This is a genomic window from Enterobacter sp. HK-058-C-ECC (assembly GCF_047531125.1).
GTDB classification, from domain to species: Bacteria; Pseudomonadota; Gammaproteobacteria; order Enterobacterales; family Enterobacteriaceae; genus Enterobacter; species Enterobacter quasiroggenkampii.
Genome location: NZ_JBLKCH010000012.1, coordinates 63796 through 78606, shown reverse-complemented (window position 1 = coordinate 78606; position 14811 = coordinate 63796). Strand labels below are relative to the sequence as shown.

Sequence of the window (14811 nt, the reverse complement as noted above, 5' to 3'; positions counted from 1 at the left end):
ACCCCGTGTGAAATCTATTTTCTTAGATTATTCAACTAACTTATTCCGAAATTAAGTATGCGTGCTATTGCAGAACTGTAAAAACAGCATTCGGCATAAGGCAAATGTCATATGCCTAAGCAAAAAGTTAAGCAGTGCTACACATTAAACATAGCCATATTTAATTAAGAACGAACTTATCGCTATCAAAAATACCCTGGGCTTAATAGCATATTCCTCGAAATATTGCCGACACGTATTATTTAACTGCACGCGTGCCATCCACCTACATATTAATATTTCAATGAGGTCATTTATGACAATACTAACAGTGTATTTCTGTGGTACTGGTTCTAATAAGTTTGATGAGTCTCATGCTAATTACTGGAACGGCGAGCTCATTTCTTCTCTGGCCGCCAATAACAAGGGTAAAGAGTTCGCCGAATGGGTCATTCTTGATGGCCCGGGAAGCGGTAATCTTCAAAGCGATGAACTTTGGGTCAAAAGCGGAGAATATTCTCAGCTTCGGGCCCAGCTTCTGGGCAGCGGCTGGAATGAGAATGTTCAGCACGCGATCAATATTATTAAAGGGCACGTTGACTGGCAGCGAGAAAAGCTCACAAAAGAGAACTATGAGCAGCTCAAAAAGGCGGGCGTGCCGATTCAGGACGTTGAGGTTACCGGATCGTTTTGGTGGCGCAAGTATGATTATGGTGACCGTAAAGTTACCCAGCAGGCGCTGCAGCAGCAAATCATTAAAACCTTCCGTCAGGGCCAGATTCTGCCCACTCAGGTGAACCTTGTGGGATGGAGCCGGGGCGGAATTAGCTGCCATATGCTTGCGAATGCGATGCTGGCCGATCCCCTTTTGACGACAATTCCGGTGAATATTTTTGCTGTTGATCCGGTTCCGGGCATGGGTAATTTCCAGGCGGAAAAAGTCACTCTGGGCAGCAACGTGAAGGAGTATGTGGCTTTCTATGCCCGACACGAGCGTTCAAAAGGTTTCTCGTGCGTCATTCCACAGACCGATAGCACGACAAAGGTACATATTTATCCTATGTCTGGTCGTCACGCTACGCTGGTGGGAAATGCGTCGGCTAATGGGAATAGCGGGGAAAAAGTGGTGCATGAACCCGGCACGATCGTGCGTCATTTTGCCGAAGTTTGCCTGCAAAGATGGGGGGTCACGCTGGATAAAAAGCTCAATCTTGATGGTGTGCAACTGCTGGAATTGCATCAGGCCATTCAGCGTAACGCTCCGCTGTTCGCCGAAATGCAGAAAACGGTGTACACCATTTCGGAAAACGATGGGGGAGAACGCTATGTCTCACTGGGCAGCACAGGAAAACGCTTCTCATCCATCCAGGGCGCGCGCTTCAGTCCAGAGTCAGGGCTGGCGTCAGATTATTTAACGAATCAGGCGATTTATAACGTGTTGAAATAAGCGTTACTTGTCCAACGGCAGCGTATGCCGTTGGACTGTTATGTACACGTTTCAGTCGACGTACTTCATCGCCACCCGAGACGTCAGGCGGGTAATAAGTTCGTAAGCACTCACTTTCGTGATTTCAGCAATACGTTCAACGGGTAAACCTTCCCCCCACATCACCACATCGTCGCCGGGTTTATCCTGGGCTTCAGGACCCAGATCGACACAAATCATGTCCATCGCCACGCGGCCAACGATCTTCACTTCGCGACCGTTGACCAGCACCGGCGTACCCGTGGGTGCAGCGCGCGGATATCCGTCGCCATAGCCCATCGCCACGACGCCGAGGCGGGTATCACGCTCGCTGATCCAGGTGCCGCCGTAGCCCACCGGCTCACCGGCTTTGTGTTCGCGTACGGCAATCAGAGTAGACACCAGAGACATGACTGGCTGAAAACCCATGTCCGGCCCCCAGGGTTTATTCTCCAGCGGCGACACGCCGTAAAGAATGATGCCCGGTCTCGCCCAGTCGAAATGCGACTGCGGCCACAGCAGGATCCCGCCGGATGCGGCGATCGAGCGCATCCCCGGCTTGCCTTCGCAGAAGGTATTAAAGATATCCAGCTGCCGCTCGGTCGCACCGCACTCGGGCTCATCGGCACGGGCGAAGTGGCTCACAATATTCACCGGCTGGCGCACGTTTTTACACCGGCATAAACGCTGATAAAACGCATCCGCACTTTCCGGACGCACGCCCAGACGGTGCATGCCCGTATCAAGCTTCATCCACACGGTCACCGGCTCGCTCAGCTCGGCGGTTTCCAGTGCGGCCAGCTGTTCTTCGTTGTGTACCGCCGTGTGCAGATGCTGATCTGCGATGGTTGGCAGATCGGTGGCTTCGAAAAAGCCTTCGAGGAGCAGAATCGGTTGGGTAATCCCCCCCGCGCGCAGGCGGAGGGCTTCTTCAAGACGGGCGACGCCAAAGGCGTCGGCATCGGGGAGCGTTCGCGCGGTCTCAAGAAGACCGTGTCCGTAAGCGTTCGCTTTCACGACTGCAACGAGCTTGCTGGCGGGTGCCAGTTCACGCAGACGTTGCAGGTTGTGTCGCAGAGCGCGGCGGTTAATTACAACAGTTGCCGCTTGCATTTGAATTCCTTAGAAATTACTCATCATCATATTGAGGACCGGCATAGTTGTCGAAACGCGACCACTGTCCGTTAAAGGTCAGACGTACCGTCCCGATCGGGCCGTTACGTTGTTTACCAATAATAATTTCGGCGATCCCTTTCAGGTCGCTGTTCTCGTGATAAACCTCATCACGGTAGATAAACATGATTAAGTCGGCATCCTGCTCGATGGAGCCGGATTCACGCAGGTCGGAGTTGACCGGGCGCTTGTCAGCACGTTGTTCCAGAGAACGGTTAAGCTGCGACAGTGCCACCACCGGCACGTGCAGCTCTTTGGCTAATGCCTTGAGCGAGCGGGAAATTTCGGCGATCTCCAGCGTACGGTTGTCGGAGAGCGACGGGACGCGCATCAGCTGAAGGTAGTCGATCATGATAAGGCCGATACCGCCGTGTTCACGGGCGATACGACGCGCGCGGGAACGGACTTCCGTCGGCGTCAGGCCGGAAGAGTCATCAATATAGATGTTACGTTTTTCCAGCAGAATGCCCATGGTGCCGGAGATGCGCGCCCAGTCCTCATCGTCGAGCTGGCCGGTACGGATGCGGGTCTGGTCCACGCGCGACAGCGATGCCAGAGAACGCATCATGATCTGCTCAGAGGGCATCTCAAGGCTGAAAATCAGTACCGGCTTATCCTGCAACATCGCCGCATTTTCGACGAGGTTCATCGCAAATGTCGTTTTACCCATCGACGGACGCGCGGCAACGATAATCAAATCCGACGGCTGCAGACCGGCGGTTTTCTTGTTGAGATCGTCATAGCCGGTGTTCACCCCGGTCACACCGTCGTGCGGCTGCTGGAACAGCTGTTCGATACGGGCGACGGTGGCGTCGAGGACATCGGCGATGTTTTTGGGGCCTTCGTCTTTGTTGGCGCGGCTTTCGGCGATTTTGAAGACGCGGGACTCGGCAAGATCGAGCAGGTCTTCGCTGGTGCGCCCCTGCGGATCAAAACCGGCTTCGGCGATCTCATTCGCCACCGAGATCATCTCGCGGACAACGGCACGTTCACGCACGATGTCGGCATAAGCGCTGATGTTTGCCGCACTTGGCGTGTTTTTAGACAGTTCTGCCAGATAGGCAAACCCGCCGACGCTGTCCAGCTGTCCCTGACGCTCCAGCGATTCCGCGAGCGTGATCAGGTCAATTGGGCTACCCGACTCCTGCAGGCGCGCCATTTCGGTAAAGATATGACGGTGCGGACGGGTGTAGAAATCCTCAGACACCACGCGCTCGGCAACGTCGTCCCAGCGTTCGTTATCCAGCATTAAACCGCCCAACACCGACTGTTCCGCTTCAATCGAGTGCGGCGGGACTTTTAACCCTGCGACCTGGAAATCACGCTCGCGAGGCTCAGTCTGTTTGTTGAAGGGTTTGTTTCCTGCCATAGTGAATGGAGTTACCGAGATAAAGAGTGGGTCGAAAGATTACCACATTCTGGAGGAAGCATGGCAACACGTATTGAATTTCACAAGCATGGTGGCCCTGACGTACTCAACGCGGTGGAGTTCACTCCCACCGCGCCTGGCGAAAACGAAGTGCAGGTTGAAAACAAAGCCATCGGCATAAACTACATTGACACCTATATTCGCGGCGGGCTCTACCCGCCTCCGTCGATGCCAAGCGGACTGGGCACCGAGGCAGCCGGTGTCGTCATCAAAGTGGGCAGCGCGGTTAAGCATCTTAAAGAGGGCGACCGCGTGGTGTATGCGCAATCTGCGCTGGGCGCTTACAGCTCCGTCCACAACGTCCCGGCGGATAAAGCCGCCCTGCTGCCTAACGCCATCTCCTTTGAGCAGGCGGCAGCCTCCTTCCTGAAAGGGTTAACCGTTTACTACCTGCTGCGTAAAACCTATGAAATTAAACCCGATGAGCAGTTCCTGTTTCATGCCGCGGCGGGTGGTGTCGGGCTCATCGCCTGTCAGTGGGCAAAAGCGCTGGGCGCAAAACTGATCGGCACCGTGGGCAATGCCCAAAAAGCGCAGCGCGCACTGCAGGCGGGCGCCTGGCAGGTGATTAACTACCGTGAAGAGAGCATCGTCGAACGGCTGAAGGAGATCACCAGCGGCAAAAAGGTGCGCGTCGTATATGACTCGGTTGGGAAAGACACCTGGGAAGCATCGCTGGACTGCCTGCAGCGTCGTGGGCTGATGGTGAGCTTCGGAAACGCCTCAGGTGCTGTCACCGGCGTGAATCTCGGCATCCTGAACCAGAAAGGCTCGCTGTACGTCACGCGCCCTTCCCTGCAGGGTTACATCACCAACCGGGAAGAACTTGAGGAAGCCAGCAACGAGCTATTCTCGCTGATCGCCAGCGGCGTCATTAAGGTGGATGTAGCAGAAGCGCAGAAATACCCGCTAGCCGATGCGCAGCGTGCGCATGAGGTGCTGGAGAGCCGGGCAACGCAGGGGTCGAGTTTGTTGATTCCCTGAGCCCCAAAAAGAAATTGGGCTTCCCGTGGGAAGCCCTTTCTTTTTTTAGTTCGGCTGTATGTAGGGTACAGCGCGATGAATTCTTTAACGGCAGTCATAGTGACAGATTCGATAAGTAAATCCTATTCTGTTCTAAGCCATGCTGCCGGAAAAGTTACAACTCTGTGACGAACCCCTCAATACCTTAGTAACGGAAGCGGTTATTGCGCTGATAACTGGGCACTTTTGGCGATTTAATCGCCCGTATCACCCACACCACCGCCACGGCCAGCAGTAGCCACGGCAGCAGTTTGATCGTCAGCGCAAACAATCCGCCAATAAACATGACGACCGTCGCCACCACGATAGCCGCCAGAATGCCGAGCAGCGAAATGCCCGTTGCTAACAGCATGACAAAAAAGCCAATCACAAAAAGTAGTTCCAGCATGGTGCTCTCCCACGAGTTCCCGAATGATGCTGCAAACATTACAAGAATCATGCCAGACATAACGTGTTGTTCTTAAAGCAAAACGCCCCGCGAGAATTCGCAGGGCGTGGTGAATTTGACGAACTTTTAGCGAAAGTTATCGCTTGTCTGCCACCAGTCGCAGCGCATGTTCCAGCACCTCGATATCGGCACCGGCTTTATGTGCGTTTTCGCTCAGGTAGCGACGCCACTGACGCGCGCCCGGAATGCCCTGGAACAGCCCAAGCATATGGCGGGTGATATGGCCGAGATACGTCCCGTTGCTCAGCTCGCGCTCAATGTAAGGATACATCGCCCGCACGACGGCAACCGGATCGGTGTCTGCACCTTCGATGCCAAAGATTTCGCGATCGACCGTCGCCAGAATGCCCGGATTCTGATACGCCTCGCGCCCAACCATCACCCCATCCATATGTTCAAGGTGCGCTTTGGCCTCTTCCAGCGACTTGATGCCGCCGTTAATGGACATGGTCAGGTGCGGGAAGTCACGCTTCAGCTGATACACGCGCGGGTAGTCCAGCGGCGGGATTTCACGGTTCTCTTTCGGGCTCAGGCCGGAGAGCCAGGCTTTTCGCGCATGGATGATGAACATCTCGCATTCACCCTTTCCGGAGACCGTATTGATGAAATCGCACAGGAATTCGTAGCTGTCCTGGTCGTCAATCCCGATACGGGTTTTGACCGTCACCGGAATGGAAACGACATCACGCATCGCCTTGATACAGTCCGCCACCAACTGGGCATTCCCCATCAGGCAGGCACCGAACATACCGTTTTGCACACGGTCGGACGGACAGCCAACGTTCAGGTTGATCTCGTCGTAGCCGCGCGCTTCTGCCAGCTTCGCACACTGCGCCAGCGCGGCCGGATCGCTGCCGCCCAGCTGCAGGGCAACCGGATGTTCTTCTTCGCTATAGGCCAGATAGTCGCCCTTCCCGTGGATGATTGCGCCCGTGGTCACCATTTCGGTGTACAGCAACGTATGGCGGGAGAGCTGGCGCAGGAAATAGCGGCAGTGTCTGTCCGTCCAGTCGAGCATCGGCGCAATGGAAAAACGGTGTGCAGGGAAAGCGGTCTGTAATTCTGACGACATGGCGAAGTTTTAAGCATCTGGTGGAAAAGGGGCGCTACTATAGCACAAAGAAAAGCCGGAGGCGCAGCGCCTCCGGTTGACTTTAGAACGTCATGCTCAGCTGAGCCCCTGCGCCCCAGGTTTCGTCTTCACCGTACAGGCCCATCAGGTCAACATGCACGGTGCTAAACGGCGCGAAACCGACACCGCCGGTAAAGACATTACTGTCGTTACCCTTCACATCGGCACGATAACCCGCACGCACCGCCAGCCAGCTCAGCGGCGTCACCTCGGCACCGACACCCACGTACTGCGACGTATCTTCGCTCTTGAAGCCTTTGGTTTCCGTCAGATCGCCATCGGCGGTCAGCGTCACCAGGTCGTTGTGCCAGGCAGCACCGGCGGTCACCAGCGGACGGATCTGATAGGTATCTTTATAGCTCACCACTTCTCCCGTACGGCCATTGCGGATACGGATATCTTTGGTGTCGATATCACGCGACATCAGGTTTTGTCCGCTCACGCCGACGGTCCAGTGTTCGCCGAAATCGGCCGCAATACCGGCATCCACGTTGAAGCCCGTATCGTCAGTACGGTAGCGGCTGTCGTTCCACTTGTTACTGTCGTAATCGTAGATTGACGTGGTGTAGTTATAGACCCAGGTTTTTTGCAGTTTTGGTGTTACGCCCACGGAAACCGGGACGCCGCCGAGATCAAACTGACGGGCAACGGCAACACCGTAGTCGGAGACAATCGCCGCCCGGCCGGACGCCGTTGAGTTGAGGTTCTTGGTGATCTGATCCGTACCGTTCAGCGCAGCATCCAGCGCAACACCGGCCGCCACCACATTACTTCGTTGAATACCACGCAGATAATCAATGTCTTGCTGATCGATAGACGAGCTGACCCGGCCATGTGCATAGCCTTTCGCCATGAAGGCGACGGAAAGGACATCGTTAGGGATACTCACCGCAAGCCCTGCACCAGCCGTTGCGCGTGCGGTTTTGCCTTTGAGATAGTCCAGCTCATCGGCCAGATCTTTGGCCGCACCCTGGAATTGATTAATGGAACCTAAGGGATTGGTAATAATTTCTCGTGGCGTGAGATTATCAACCACATCCTTGTAGTGATTGATTTTGTCGTTGATGTTATCAATCTCGTCCTGAAGATTGTCTTCATCCGTCACCTGCACCCCAACGGCTGGCAAGATGACCGTCACATCATCGTCCGGTTTTGCCTTTGCCAGCAGCGCCGGGTTGATTAACGCCCCACTGCCATAGCTTCCCGAAGCCACGCCGGTGCCACCCATGGCGTCGCTGCGTGATTCTGTCCAGGTATTGGCTGCTCCCGCCTGATTTGCCATAAACAAGGAGACAGCAATGCTAACCACCGAAAATTTAAAATTTTTTTTCACAGTATGCCCGTTATAGTCTGTTATGAAATAACCCCTGTCTGTTATCACCCAAACAGGAACGAACTATTGCTGTGAATAAGTAGTAAAAGACCCGCTATTTCTTTCCCTAAGTAAAACTCCCTTACGGCCTGTTATATTTTGTGACGGCCCTCAATATTTATAGAAGAGGAAATTATTTTTTCCCAGGTTTTCCATCATGCGGCCCAAAAAACTGTGGGGGATGGTCTACCCAGCGATCTTCCCGCGTGGCGGCATACTCAGGGTTGAGCGGATAGTAGATACGGTTGTGCTTTTTGTTGGCCTCGCCAACGACCAGTAACCGAACCTCGTCGTCCGTGTTGTTGATAAAGGTATGACAGATGCCGGTTCCGGCGGGAAAACCTACACTGTCGCCAGGCTCCAGCTTCCACAAATAGCCGTTAATCCAGGCTTCAGGGTAACCTTCGAGCACATAAATAAACTCTTCTTCGTCGCTCTCCGCATGCGGATAGGACGTTCTGCGCCCCGGCGGCAGGCGCTCATGATGGATGCCAATACGCCCGAGCCCAAGCTTGCGAGCCAGCGGTGCGCCGATAGAGAACAGCTCATCGCTGTCGGGGTAGGTCGAGTCATCCGCGCCTTCCACGTCGCGCCAGTGCCGAATACAGTCAGGTCTTTTCATTATGCATCTCCCGGTTTGCGATGGGTCAGGTATAGCACAGACTGGCGGATCTCGGTGTTTTTAGCAGAACATGATAAAGTGGGGGTTTTCCGTCCTATAAGATCCGGGGTGCTACATGGATAAGTCCACAAAAGAGCTGTTAGCGCAGGCCGAAAAGCTGTGTGCGCAACGCAATGTGCGCCTGACTCCGCAGCGCCTTGAAGTCTTACGCCTGATGAGCCTGCAGCAGGGTGCCATCAGCGCCTACGATCTGCTGGATCTGCTGCGCGAAAGCGAACCGCAGGCAAAGCCGCCGACGGTCTATCGCGCACTGGATTTCCTGCTTGAACAAGGGTTTGTGCACAAGGTGGAATCCACTAACAGCTATGTGCTGTGCCATCTGTTCGATCAGCCCACCCACACATCGGCGATGTTTATCTGTGACCGCTGCGGCGTGGTGAAAGAAGAGGCTGCGGAAGGCGTGGAAGATATTATGCATACGCTGGCAGCGAAAATGGGTTTTGCCCTGCGTCATAACGTGATTGAGGCGCACGGGCTCTGTTCTGCGTGCGTGGAGGTGGAAGCCTGTCGTCATCAGGACGCGTGTCAGCACGACCACTCTATTCTGGTGAAGAAAAAGCCGCGTTAACGGCAAAAGAAAAGGCGGCTTAGAGCCGCCCTGTGGGTTATTCAGCGTTACCAGCGGTAGTCGTTGCGTTTTTCCCAGTCGCCCACTTCTTTTTCCGCCTGGTCTTTTGCGTAGCCGTAACGTTCCTGAATTTTACCGACAAGCTGATCGCGTTTACCTTCGATGACGGTCATGTCGTCATCCGTCAGCTTACCCCACTGTTCTTTCGCTTTACCTTTGAACTGCTTCCAGTTGCCGCCGATTTCGTCTTTATTCATCATCGTGTCCTCTTCGTTAAGCGTCGGGTCGTAACGTCCGTTACGTTCTTTTCTGCTGGACGTGATAATTATTGTAGTTAAGGATTCCGTGGTTAATTTCATATTCGGAATCTTTAACCGTCACGATATATCGTGGCGCGGGGGAAACCAGGTATTGTTTTGCCAGTGTCGATGCCAGATAAACGCCAGCGATAACCCGCGCAGTGAGAGGAAGACGGCCAGGGCCAGCCACAAACCATGATTACCCAGCCAGGGGAGCGTCAGCAGCGTCAGACCAAACCCTGCCGCCGCGACGGCCATGCTGTTGCGCATTTCGGCCCCGCGTGTCGCACCAATAAACATGCCGTCCAGCAGATAACACCAGACGCCAACCACCGGTAAGACGACTTGCCAGATGAGATAGTGGCTCGCCAGCTCGCGTAGTGCAGGGAGAGAGGTAAGCAATGCAACGATCTGCTCACCGAAGCAGGCGTAAACCAGGCCAAAGGCCAGCGCCACCAGTCCCGACTGACGGCAGGCTGCCCGCCAGACATCTCGTAGCTGCCCGCTTTCACGCGCACCGTACGCCTGCCCGGAATGCGCTTCAACCGCATAGGCAAAACCGTCCAGCGCGTAGGCGGTAAACGTCAGCAACGTCATCAATACTGCGTTGACCGCGACGATTTCTGGCCCCAGTCGAGCTCCGAAAACCGTCAGTGCCCCGAAGCAAAGCTGGAGAAGAAGCGAGCGCAGCATGATGTCACGGTTGAGGGCCAGCAGCTTACGGATATTGCCGCGCCATGCGGTTTTGAGCAGCGCCAGGGAGATCCCGCGCATGGCCAGTACACGCCAGACCATCCACAAGCCAATGATAAAGGTCCCGTATTCGGCAATCGCCGTCGCCAGCGCCGCACCCCGCACGTTCATATGCAGACCCATGACCAGCCAGACATCCAAAACGATATTGAGCAGGTTACCCACCACCAGCAAAATCACGGGCGCACGGGCGTACTGCACGCCCAGTAGCCACCCCAGCAGAACCAGGTTAGCCAGCGATGCGGGCGCGCTGAGCCAGCGGATTTCAAGGAAACGTCGCGCCTGCTCTAATACCGCCTCGCTGCCGCCAACAATATGAAGCGCAAGATCGATCAGGGGTGCCCGCAATAAAACGATGAACGCACCCGCGCCAAGCGAGAGGATCAGCGGCTGCACCAGCGCGCGCGCCAGACGCAGCGGATCTTTCGCGCCATAAGCCTGTGCGGTAAGACCGGTAGTGCTCATGCGCAAAAAGAGCAGCAGCATAAACAGGAAGCTGGTTGCCGTCGCGCCAATCGCCACGCCGCCAAGATAAACCGGTGAATCAAGATGGCCTATAACGGCAGTATCGACCAGTCCCAGCAAGGGCACGGTAATATTGGAGAAAATCATCGGCAGAGCAAGACGCCACAATGCCTTATCGGATGCCGTCAGCAGTGACATGAAAGATACCGGGAGTGGGGAATGAATCAGGCTACAGCTGTGCCATAGCCTGTGAGGAAGAGGTTACAGCCATTCACCGTTGCGAATCACCCCGACCGCCAGTCCTTCGATAGAGAAGTTCTGTTCGCGGAGATCGACCACAATGGGTGAAAACTCGCTGTTTTCAGGCAGCAACTGTACGCTGTTACCCTGTTTTTTCAGACGTTTAACGGTCACTTCGTCATCAATGCGCGCCACCACCACCTGGCCGTTTCGCACATCCTGTGTTTTATGCACCGCAAGCAGATCGCCATCAAGAATACCGATGTCTTTCATCGACATGCCGCTGACGCGCAGCAGGAAGTCAGCGCTCGGTTTGAACATGCCAGGATCGACCTGGTAGTGACCTTCAATATGCTGCTGAGCCAGTAAAGGCTCACCGGCAGCAACACGCCCTATCAGCGGAATGCCCGTCTCTTCTTCCACCAGCAGGCGAATACCCCTTGACGCGCCCGAGACAATCTCAATCACGCCCTTACGCGCCAGCGCTTTCAGGTGTTCTTCGGCAGCATTTGGAGAACGGAAACCCAGACGCTGCGCGATTTCCGCACGCGTGGGTGGCATACCCGTCTGGCCGATATGATCCCGGATGAGATCAAACACCTCTTGCTGCCTGGTCGTTAACGCTTTCATTCCGCCCCCTGGGTGTATATACAGTTATGCTGTGAGTATATACAGTCAAAGGCGATTTTGGAACCAAAAACTGCACAAAAAACCAGGGACTTAATTATTCCTCGAGGCTCATCGGAAATGTGACCAAAGCAGCGTGACCCAGGTGATAACGGCAGTGATAATCGCCAGCAACACGGCAGCAGAGCCCATGTCTTTTGCACGGCCAGAAAGCTCATGGAAATCGGAACCAATGCGATCCACAACGGCCTCAATAGCGCTATTAAGAATTTCCACTATCATCACCAGAAGAACGGAACCGATAAGCAGTACGCGGGTAATCGCATCAACATCAAGGAAACAGGCGACGATCACCGCGATGATAGCGGCGACGCCCTCCTGGCGAAAGGCGGCTTCGTTGACCCATGCGGCACGGAAACCTTTCCATGAATAGCCGGCGGCTTTGATGATACGTGTTAACCCAGTGGTATTATTGGCCATTAAAAGAACCTTTTTTAAAAAAGAGCGTCAGTAACAGGAGCCGTAGCACGTTTCGCTACAGCCTGAAGTATGACGGGTAACAACAGAAATTTTGCGCGCTTTCTGTTATCCTTGCGCCGCAATTGCATTATTAACCAGAGGCTTTACATCGTTTATGTCCGGCTGGCCACGAATTTACTACAAATTACTTAATTTACCATTAAGCATCCTGGTAAAAAGCAAGTCTATCCCAGCAGAACCCGCGCTGGAATTGGGGCTCGATACGTCACGCCCCATTATGTACGTTTTGCCTTATAACTCGAAGGCTGACTTACTGACGCTTCGCGCCCAGTGTCTGGCGCATGACTTACCTGACCCGCTTGAACCGCTGGAAGTTGACGGTACGCTGCTGCCGCGCTACGTGTTCATTCACGGTGGACCGCGCGTGTTTACCTATTACACGCCAAAAGAAGAGTCCATCAAGCTGTTCCATGACTATCTCGACCTGCACCGCAGCAATCCCGACCTGGATGTGCAGATGGTGCCGGTATCGGTGATGTTTGGTCGTCGTCCGGGCCGTGAAAAAGGCGAAGAGAATCCGCCGCTGCGCATGCTTAACGGCATCCAGAAGTTCTTCGCGGTCTCCTGGCTGGGACGCGACAGCTTTGTGCGTTTCTCCCCTTCCGTTTCGCTGCGTCGCATGGCGGACGAGCACGGCACCGACAAGATCATCGCGCAAAAACTGGCGCGCGTGGCGCGTATGCACTTCGCCCGTCAGCGCCTGGCTGCCGTAGGGCCACGCCTCCCGGCGCGTCAGGATCTGTTCAACAAGCTGTTGGCCTCCAAAGCGATTGCCCGCGCCGTTGAAGATGAAGCGCGCAGCAAGAAAATTTCGCATGAGAAAGCCCAGCAGAACGCCATTGCGCTGATGGAAGAGATTGCAGCGAACTTCTCTTACGAGATGATTCGCCTGTCCGATCGTATTCTCGGCTTTACGTGGAACCGCCTCTATCAGGGCATCAACGTCCATAACGCCGAGCGCGTGCGTCAGCTGGCGCATGATGGCCATGAGATTGTCTATGTCCCCTGCCACCGCAGCCACATGGACTACCTGCTCCTTTCCTACGTGCTCTATCATCAGGGGCTAGTACCACCGCACATCGCAGCCGGTATCAACCTGAACTTCTGGCCAGCAGGTCCGATTTTCCGCCGCCTGGGCGCGTTCTTTATTCGTCGTACCTTCAAGGGCAACAAGCTCTACTCCACCGTGTTCCGCGAGTATCTGGGCGAGCTGTTCAGCCGCGGCTATTCGGTGGAATACTTCGTGGAGGGCGGTCGTTCCCGTACAGGACGTCTGCTCGATCCGAAGACCGGCACGCTGTCGATGACCATCCAGGCGATGCTGCGCGGAGGTACCCGTCCGATCACGCTGGTGCCTATCTACATCGGCTACGAGCACGTGATGGAAGTGGGCACGTACGCGAAAGAGCTGCGTGGTGCGACCAAAGAGAAAGAGAGCCTGCCGCAGATGCTGCGCGGCTTGAGCAAGCTGCGCAATCTCGGTCAGGGCTACGTGAACTTCGGTGAGCCGATGCCGCTGATGACGTACCTGAACCATCACGTTCCGGAGTGGCGCGAGTCCATCGATCCTATCGAAGCGGTGCGTCCGGCCTGGCTGACGCCAACGGTTAACGGCATCGCATCCGAGCTGATGGTGCGCATTAACAACGCCGGTGCGGCTAACGCCATGAACCTGTGCTGTACGGCACTTCTGGCTTCACGTCAGCGCTCGCTGACCCGTGAACAGCTCACGGAGCAGCTGGATTGCTATCTGGATATGATGCGTAACGTGCCGTACTCGGTTGATTCGACCGTGCCTTCTGCAACCGCCAGTGAACTTATCGATCACGCGTTGCAGATGAACAAGTTTGAGGTCGAAAAGGACACGATCGGCGACATCATCATTCTGCCGCGCGAGCAGGCAGTACTGATGACCTACTACCGCAACAACATCACGCATATGCTGATGCTGCCGTCGCTCATGGCCGCCATTATTACCCAGCATCGTCATATCTCCCGTCAGGAGCTATTGCGCCATCTTGAGACCATCTATCCGATGCTGAAAGCGGAGCTGTTCCTGCGCTGGAGTAAGGATGAGCTGGCGACAGAACTGGATAAGATGACGGAAGAGATGCGTCGCCAGGGGCTGATTACCCTGAACAACGACGAGCTGCACATCAATCCGTCACGCTCCCGCACCCTGCAGCTGCTGGCGGCCGGTGCGCGCGAAACGCTGCAGCGCTACGCCATTACGTTCTGGCTGCTGAGCGCGAATCCGTCTATCAACCGCGGTACGCTGGAGAAAGAGAGCCGGACGCTGGCCCAGCGCCTGTCCGTTCTGCACGGCATTAACGCCCCTGAATTCTTCGACAAAGCGGTCTTCAGTTCCCTGGTGCTGACGCTGCGCGATGAAGGCTTCATCAGTGATACGGGTGATGCCGAGCCGGAAGAGACGCTGAAGGTGTACCAGATGCTGGCAGAGCTGATTACCTCGGACGTGCGCTTGACGATTGAGAGCGCCACGCAGGGCGAGTAACACAATGCCGGGTTATGGCCCGGCCTGACGCCCTGGATAATAAAAAGGCCCGGTAAGCGCTGACGCTACCGGGCCTTATTTTTAGCCTTGTTAAATCACCG

14 protein-coding genes are annotated in these 14811 nt (G+C 55.1%); 4 read left to right on the top strand and 10 right to left on the bottom strand.

Annotated elements, in window-relative coordinates; translation table 11 throughout:
- The first annotated feature begins 295 nt into the window (after positions 1-295).
- A complete protein-coding gene (locus ACMWJS_RS19385) occupies positions 296-1426 on the top strand; it encodes a hypothetical protein (RefSeq protein ID WP_167215129.1) in 1131 nt (376 codons plus the stop codon).
- A gap of 51 nt (positions 1427-1477) precedes the next feature.
- On the opposite strand, the gene alr is transcribed toward ACMWJS_RS19385, so the two are convergent.
- Together alr and dnaB are read right to left on the bottom strand one after the other, a co-directional pair.
- On the bottom strand, positions 1478-2557 hold the full coding sequence (gene alr / locus ACMWJS_RS19380; protein WP_248223118.1) for an alanine racemase: 1080 nt from the start codon (positions 2555-2557) through the stop codon (positions 1478-1480).
- Positions 2558-2573: 16 nt separating this feature from the next.
- Positions 2574-3986 (bottom strand): replicative DNA helicase, encoded by a 1413-nt coding sequence (dnaB, locus tag ACMWJS_RS19375; protein ID WP_008503375.1) that lies wholly within the window; start codon positions 3984-3986, stop codon positions 2574-2576.
- Positions 3987-4046: 60 nt separating this feature from the next.
- Here dnaB and ACMWJS_RS19370 point away from each other — a divergent pair, with 60 nt between their 5' ends.
- Complete coding sequence (locus ACMWJS_RS19370; RefSeq protein ID WP_048226446.1) at positions 4047-5030, top strand: quinone oxidoreductase; 984 nt, start codon at positions 4047-4049, stop codon at positions 5028-5030.
- Positions 5031-5214: 184 nt separating this feature from the next.
- Here the strand turns inward: ACMWJS_RS19370 and pspG are convergent, their stop codons facing one another.
- From pspG to ACMWJS_RS19350, 4 genes are all read right to left on the bottom strand, one after another.
- Positions 5215-5457: an envelope stress response protein PspG gene (gene pspG / locus ACMWJS_RS19365; protein WP_008503373.1), complete on the bottom strand. Its 243-nt coding sequence runs from the start codon at positions 5455-5457 to the stop codon at positions 5215-5217.
- A gap of 136 nt (positions 5458-5593) precedes the next feature.
- Entirely contained in the window at positions 5594-6589 is a 996-nt protein-coding gene (gene dusA / locus ACMWJS_RS19360; RefSeq protein ID WP_032623124.1) for a tRNA dihydrouridine(20/20a) synthase DusA, read from the bottom strand.
- Positions 6590-6671: 82 nt separating this feature from the next.
- Complete coding sequence (locus ACMWJS_RS19355) at positions 6672-7982, bottom strand: conjugal transfer protein TraF (RefSeq protein WP_167215066.1); 1311 nt, start codon at positions 7980-7982, stop codon at positions 6672-6674.
- Between the two features lie 172 nt (positions 7983-8154).
- A complete protein-coding gene (locus ACMWJS_RS19350; protein WP_262766910.1) occupies positions 8155-8643 on the bottom strand; it encodes a cupin domain-containing protein in 489 nt (162 codons plus the stop codon).
- A 115-nt stretch (positions 8644-8758) separates the two neighbouring features.
- Between ACMWJS_RS19350 and zur the strand changes: the two genes are divergently transcribed.
- On the top strand, positions 8759-9271 hold the full coding sequence (gene zur, locus ACMWJS_RS19345; RefSeq protein ID WP_008503369.1) for a zinc uptake transcriptional repressor Zur: 513 nt from the start codon (positions 8759-8761) through the stop codon (positions 9269-9271).
- A 47-nt stretch (positions 9272-9318) separates the two neighbouring features.
- Here the strand turns inward: zur and ACMWJS_RS19340 are convergent, their stop codons facing one another.
- From ACMWJS_RS19340 to ACMWJS_RS19325, 4 genes are all read right to left on the bottom strand, one after another.
- Positions 9319-9528 carry a CsbD family protein gene (locus tag ACMWJS_RS19340; RefSeq protein WP_014830284.1) on the bottom strand — a complete coding sequence of 70 codons (210 nt, stop codon included), beginning with the start codon at positions 9526-9528 and terminating at the stop codon, positions 9319-9321.
- Positions 9529-9648: 120 nt separating this feature from the next.
- Positions 9649-10986 (bottom strand): MATE family efflux transporter DinF, encoded by a 1338-nt coding sequence (dinF, locus tag ACMWJS_RS19335; protein ID WP_414747434.1) that lies wholly within the window; start codon positions 10984-10986, stop codon positions 9649-9651.
- Positions 10987-11049: 63 nt separating this feature from the next.
- Positions 11050-11658 (bottom strand): transcriptional repressor LexA, encoded by a 609-nt coding sequence (lexA, locus tag ACMWJS_RS19330; protein ID WP_045909165.1) that lies wholly within the window; start codon positions 11656-11658, stop codon positions 11050-11052.
- Positions 11659-11766: 108 nt separating this feature from the next.
- A complete protein-coding gene (locus ACMWJS_RS19325) occupies positions 11767-12135 on the bottom strand; it encodes a diacylglycerol kinase (protein ID WP_021242750.1) in 369 nt (122 codons plus the stop codon).
- Positions 12136-12289: 154 nt separating this feature from the next.
- On the opposite strand from ACMWJS_RS19325, the gene plsB reads away from it, so the two are divergent.
- Positions 12290-14710: a glycerol-3-phosphate 1-O-acyltransferase PlsB gene (gene plsB / locus ACMWJS_RS19320; RefSeq protein WP_021242749.1), complete on the top strand. Its 2421-nt coding sequence runs from the start codon at positions 12290-12292 to the stop codon at positions 14708-14710.
- Positions 14711-14811: the final 101 nt, after the last annotated feature.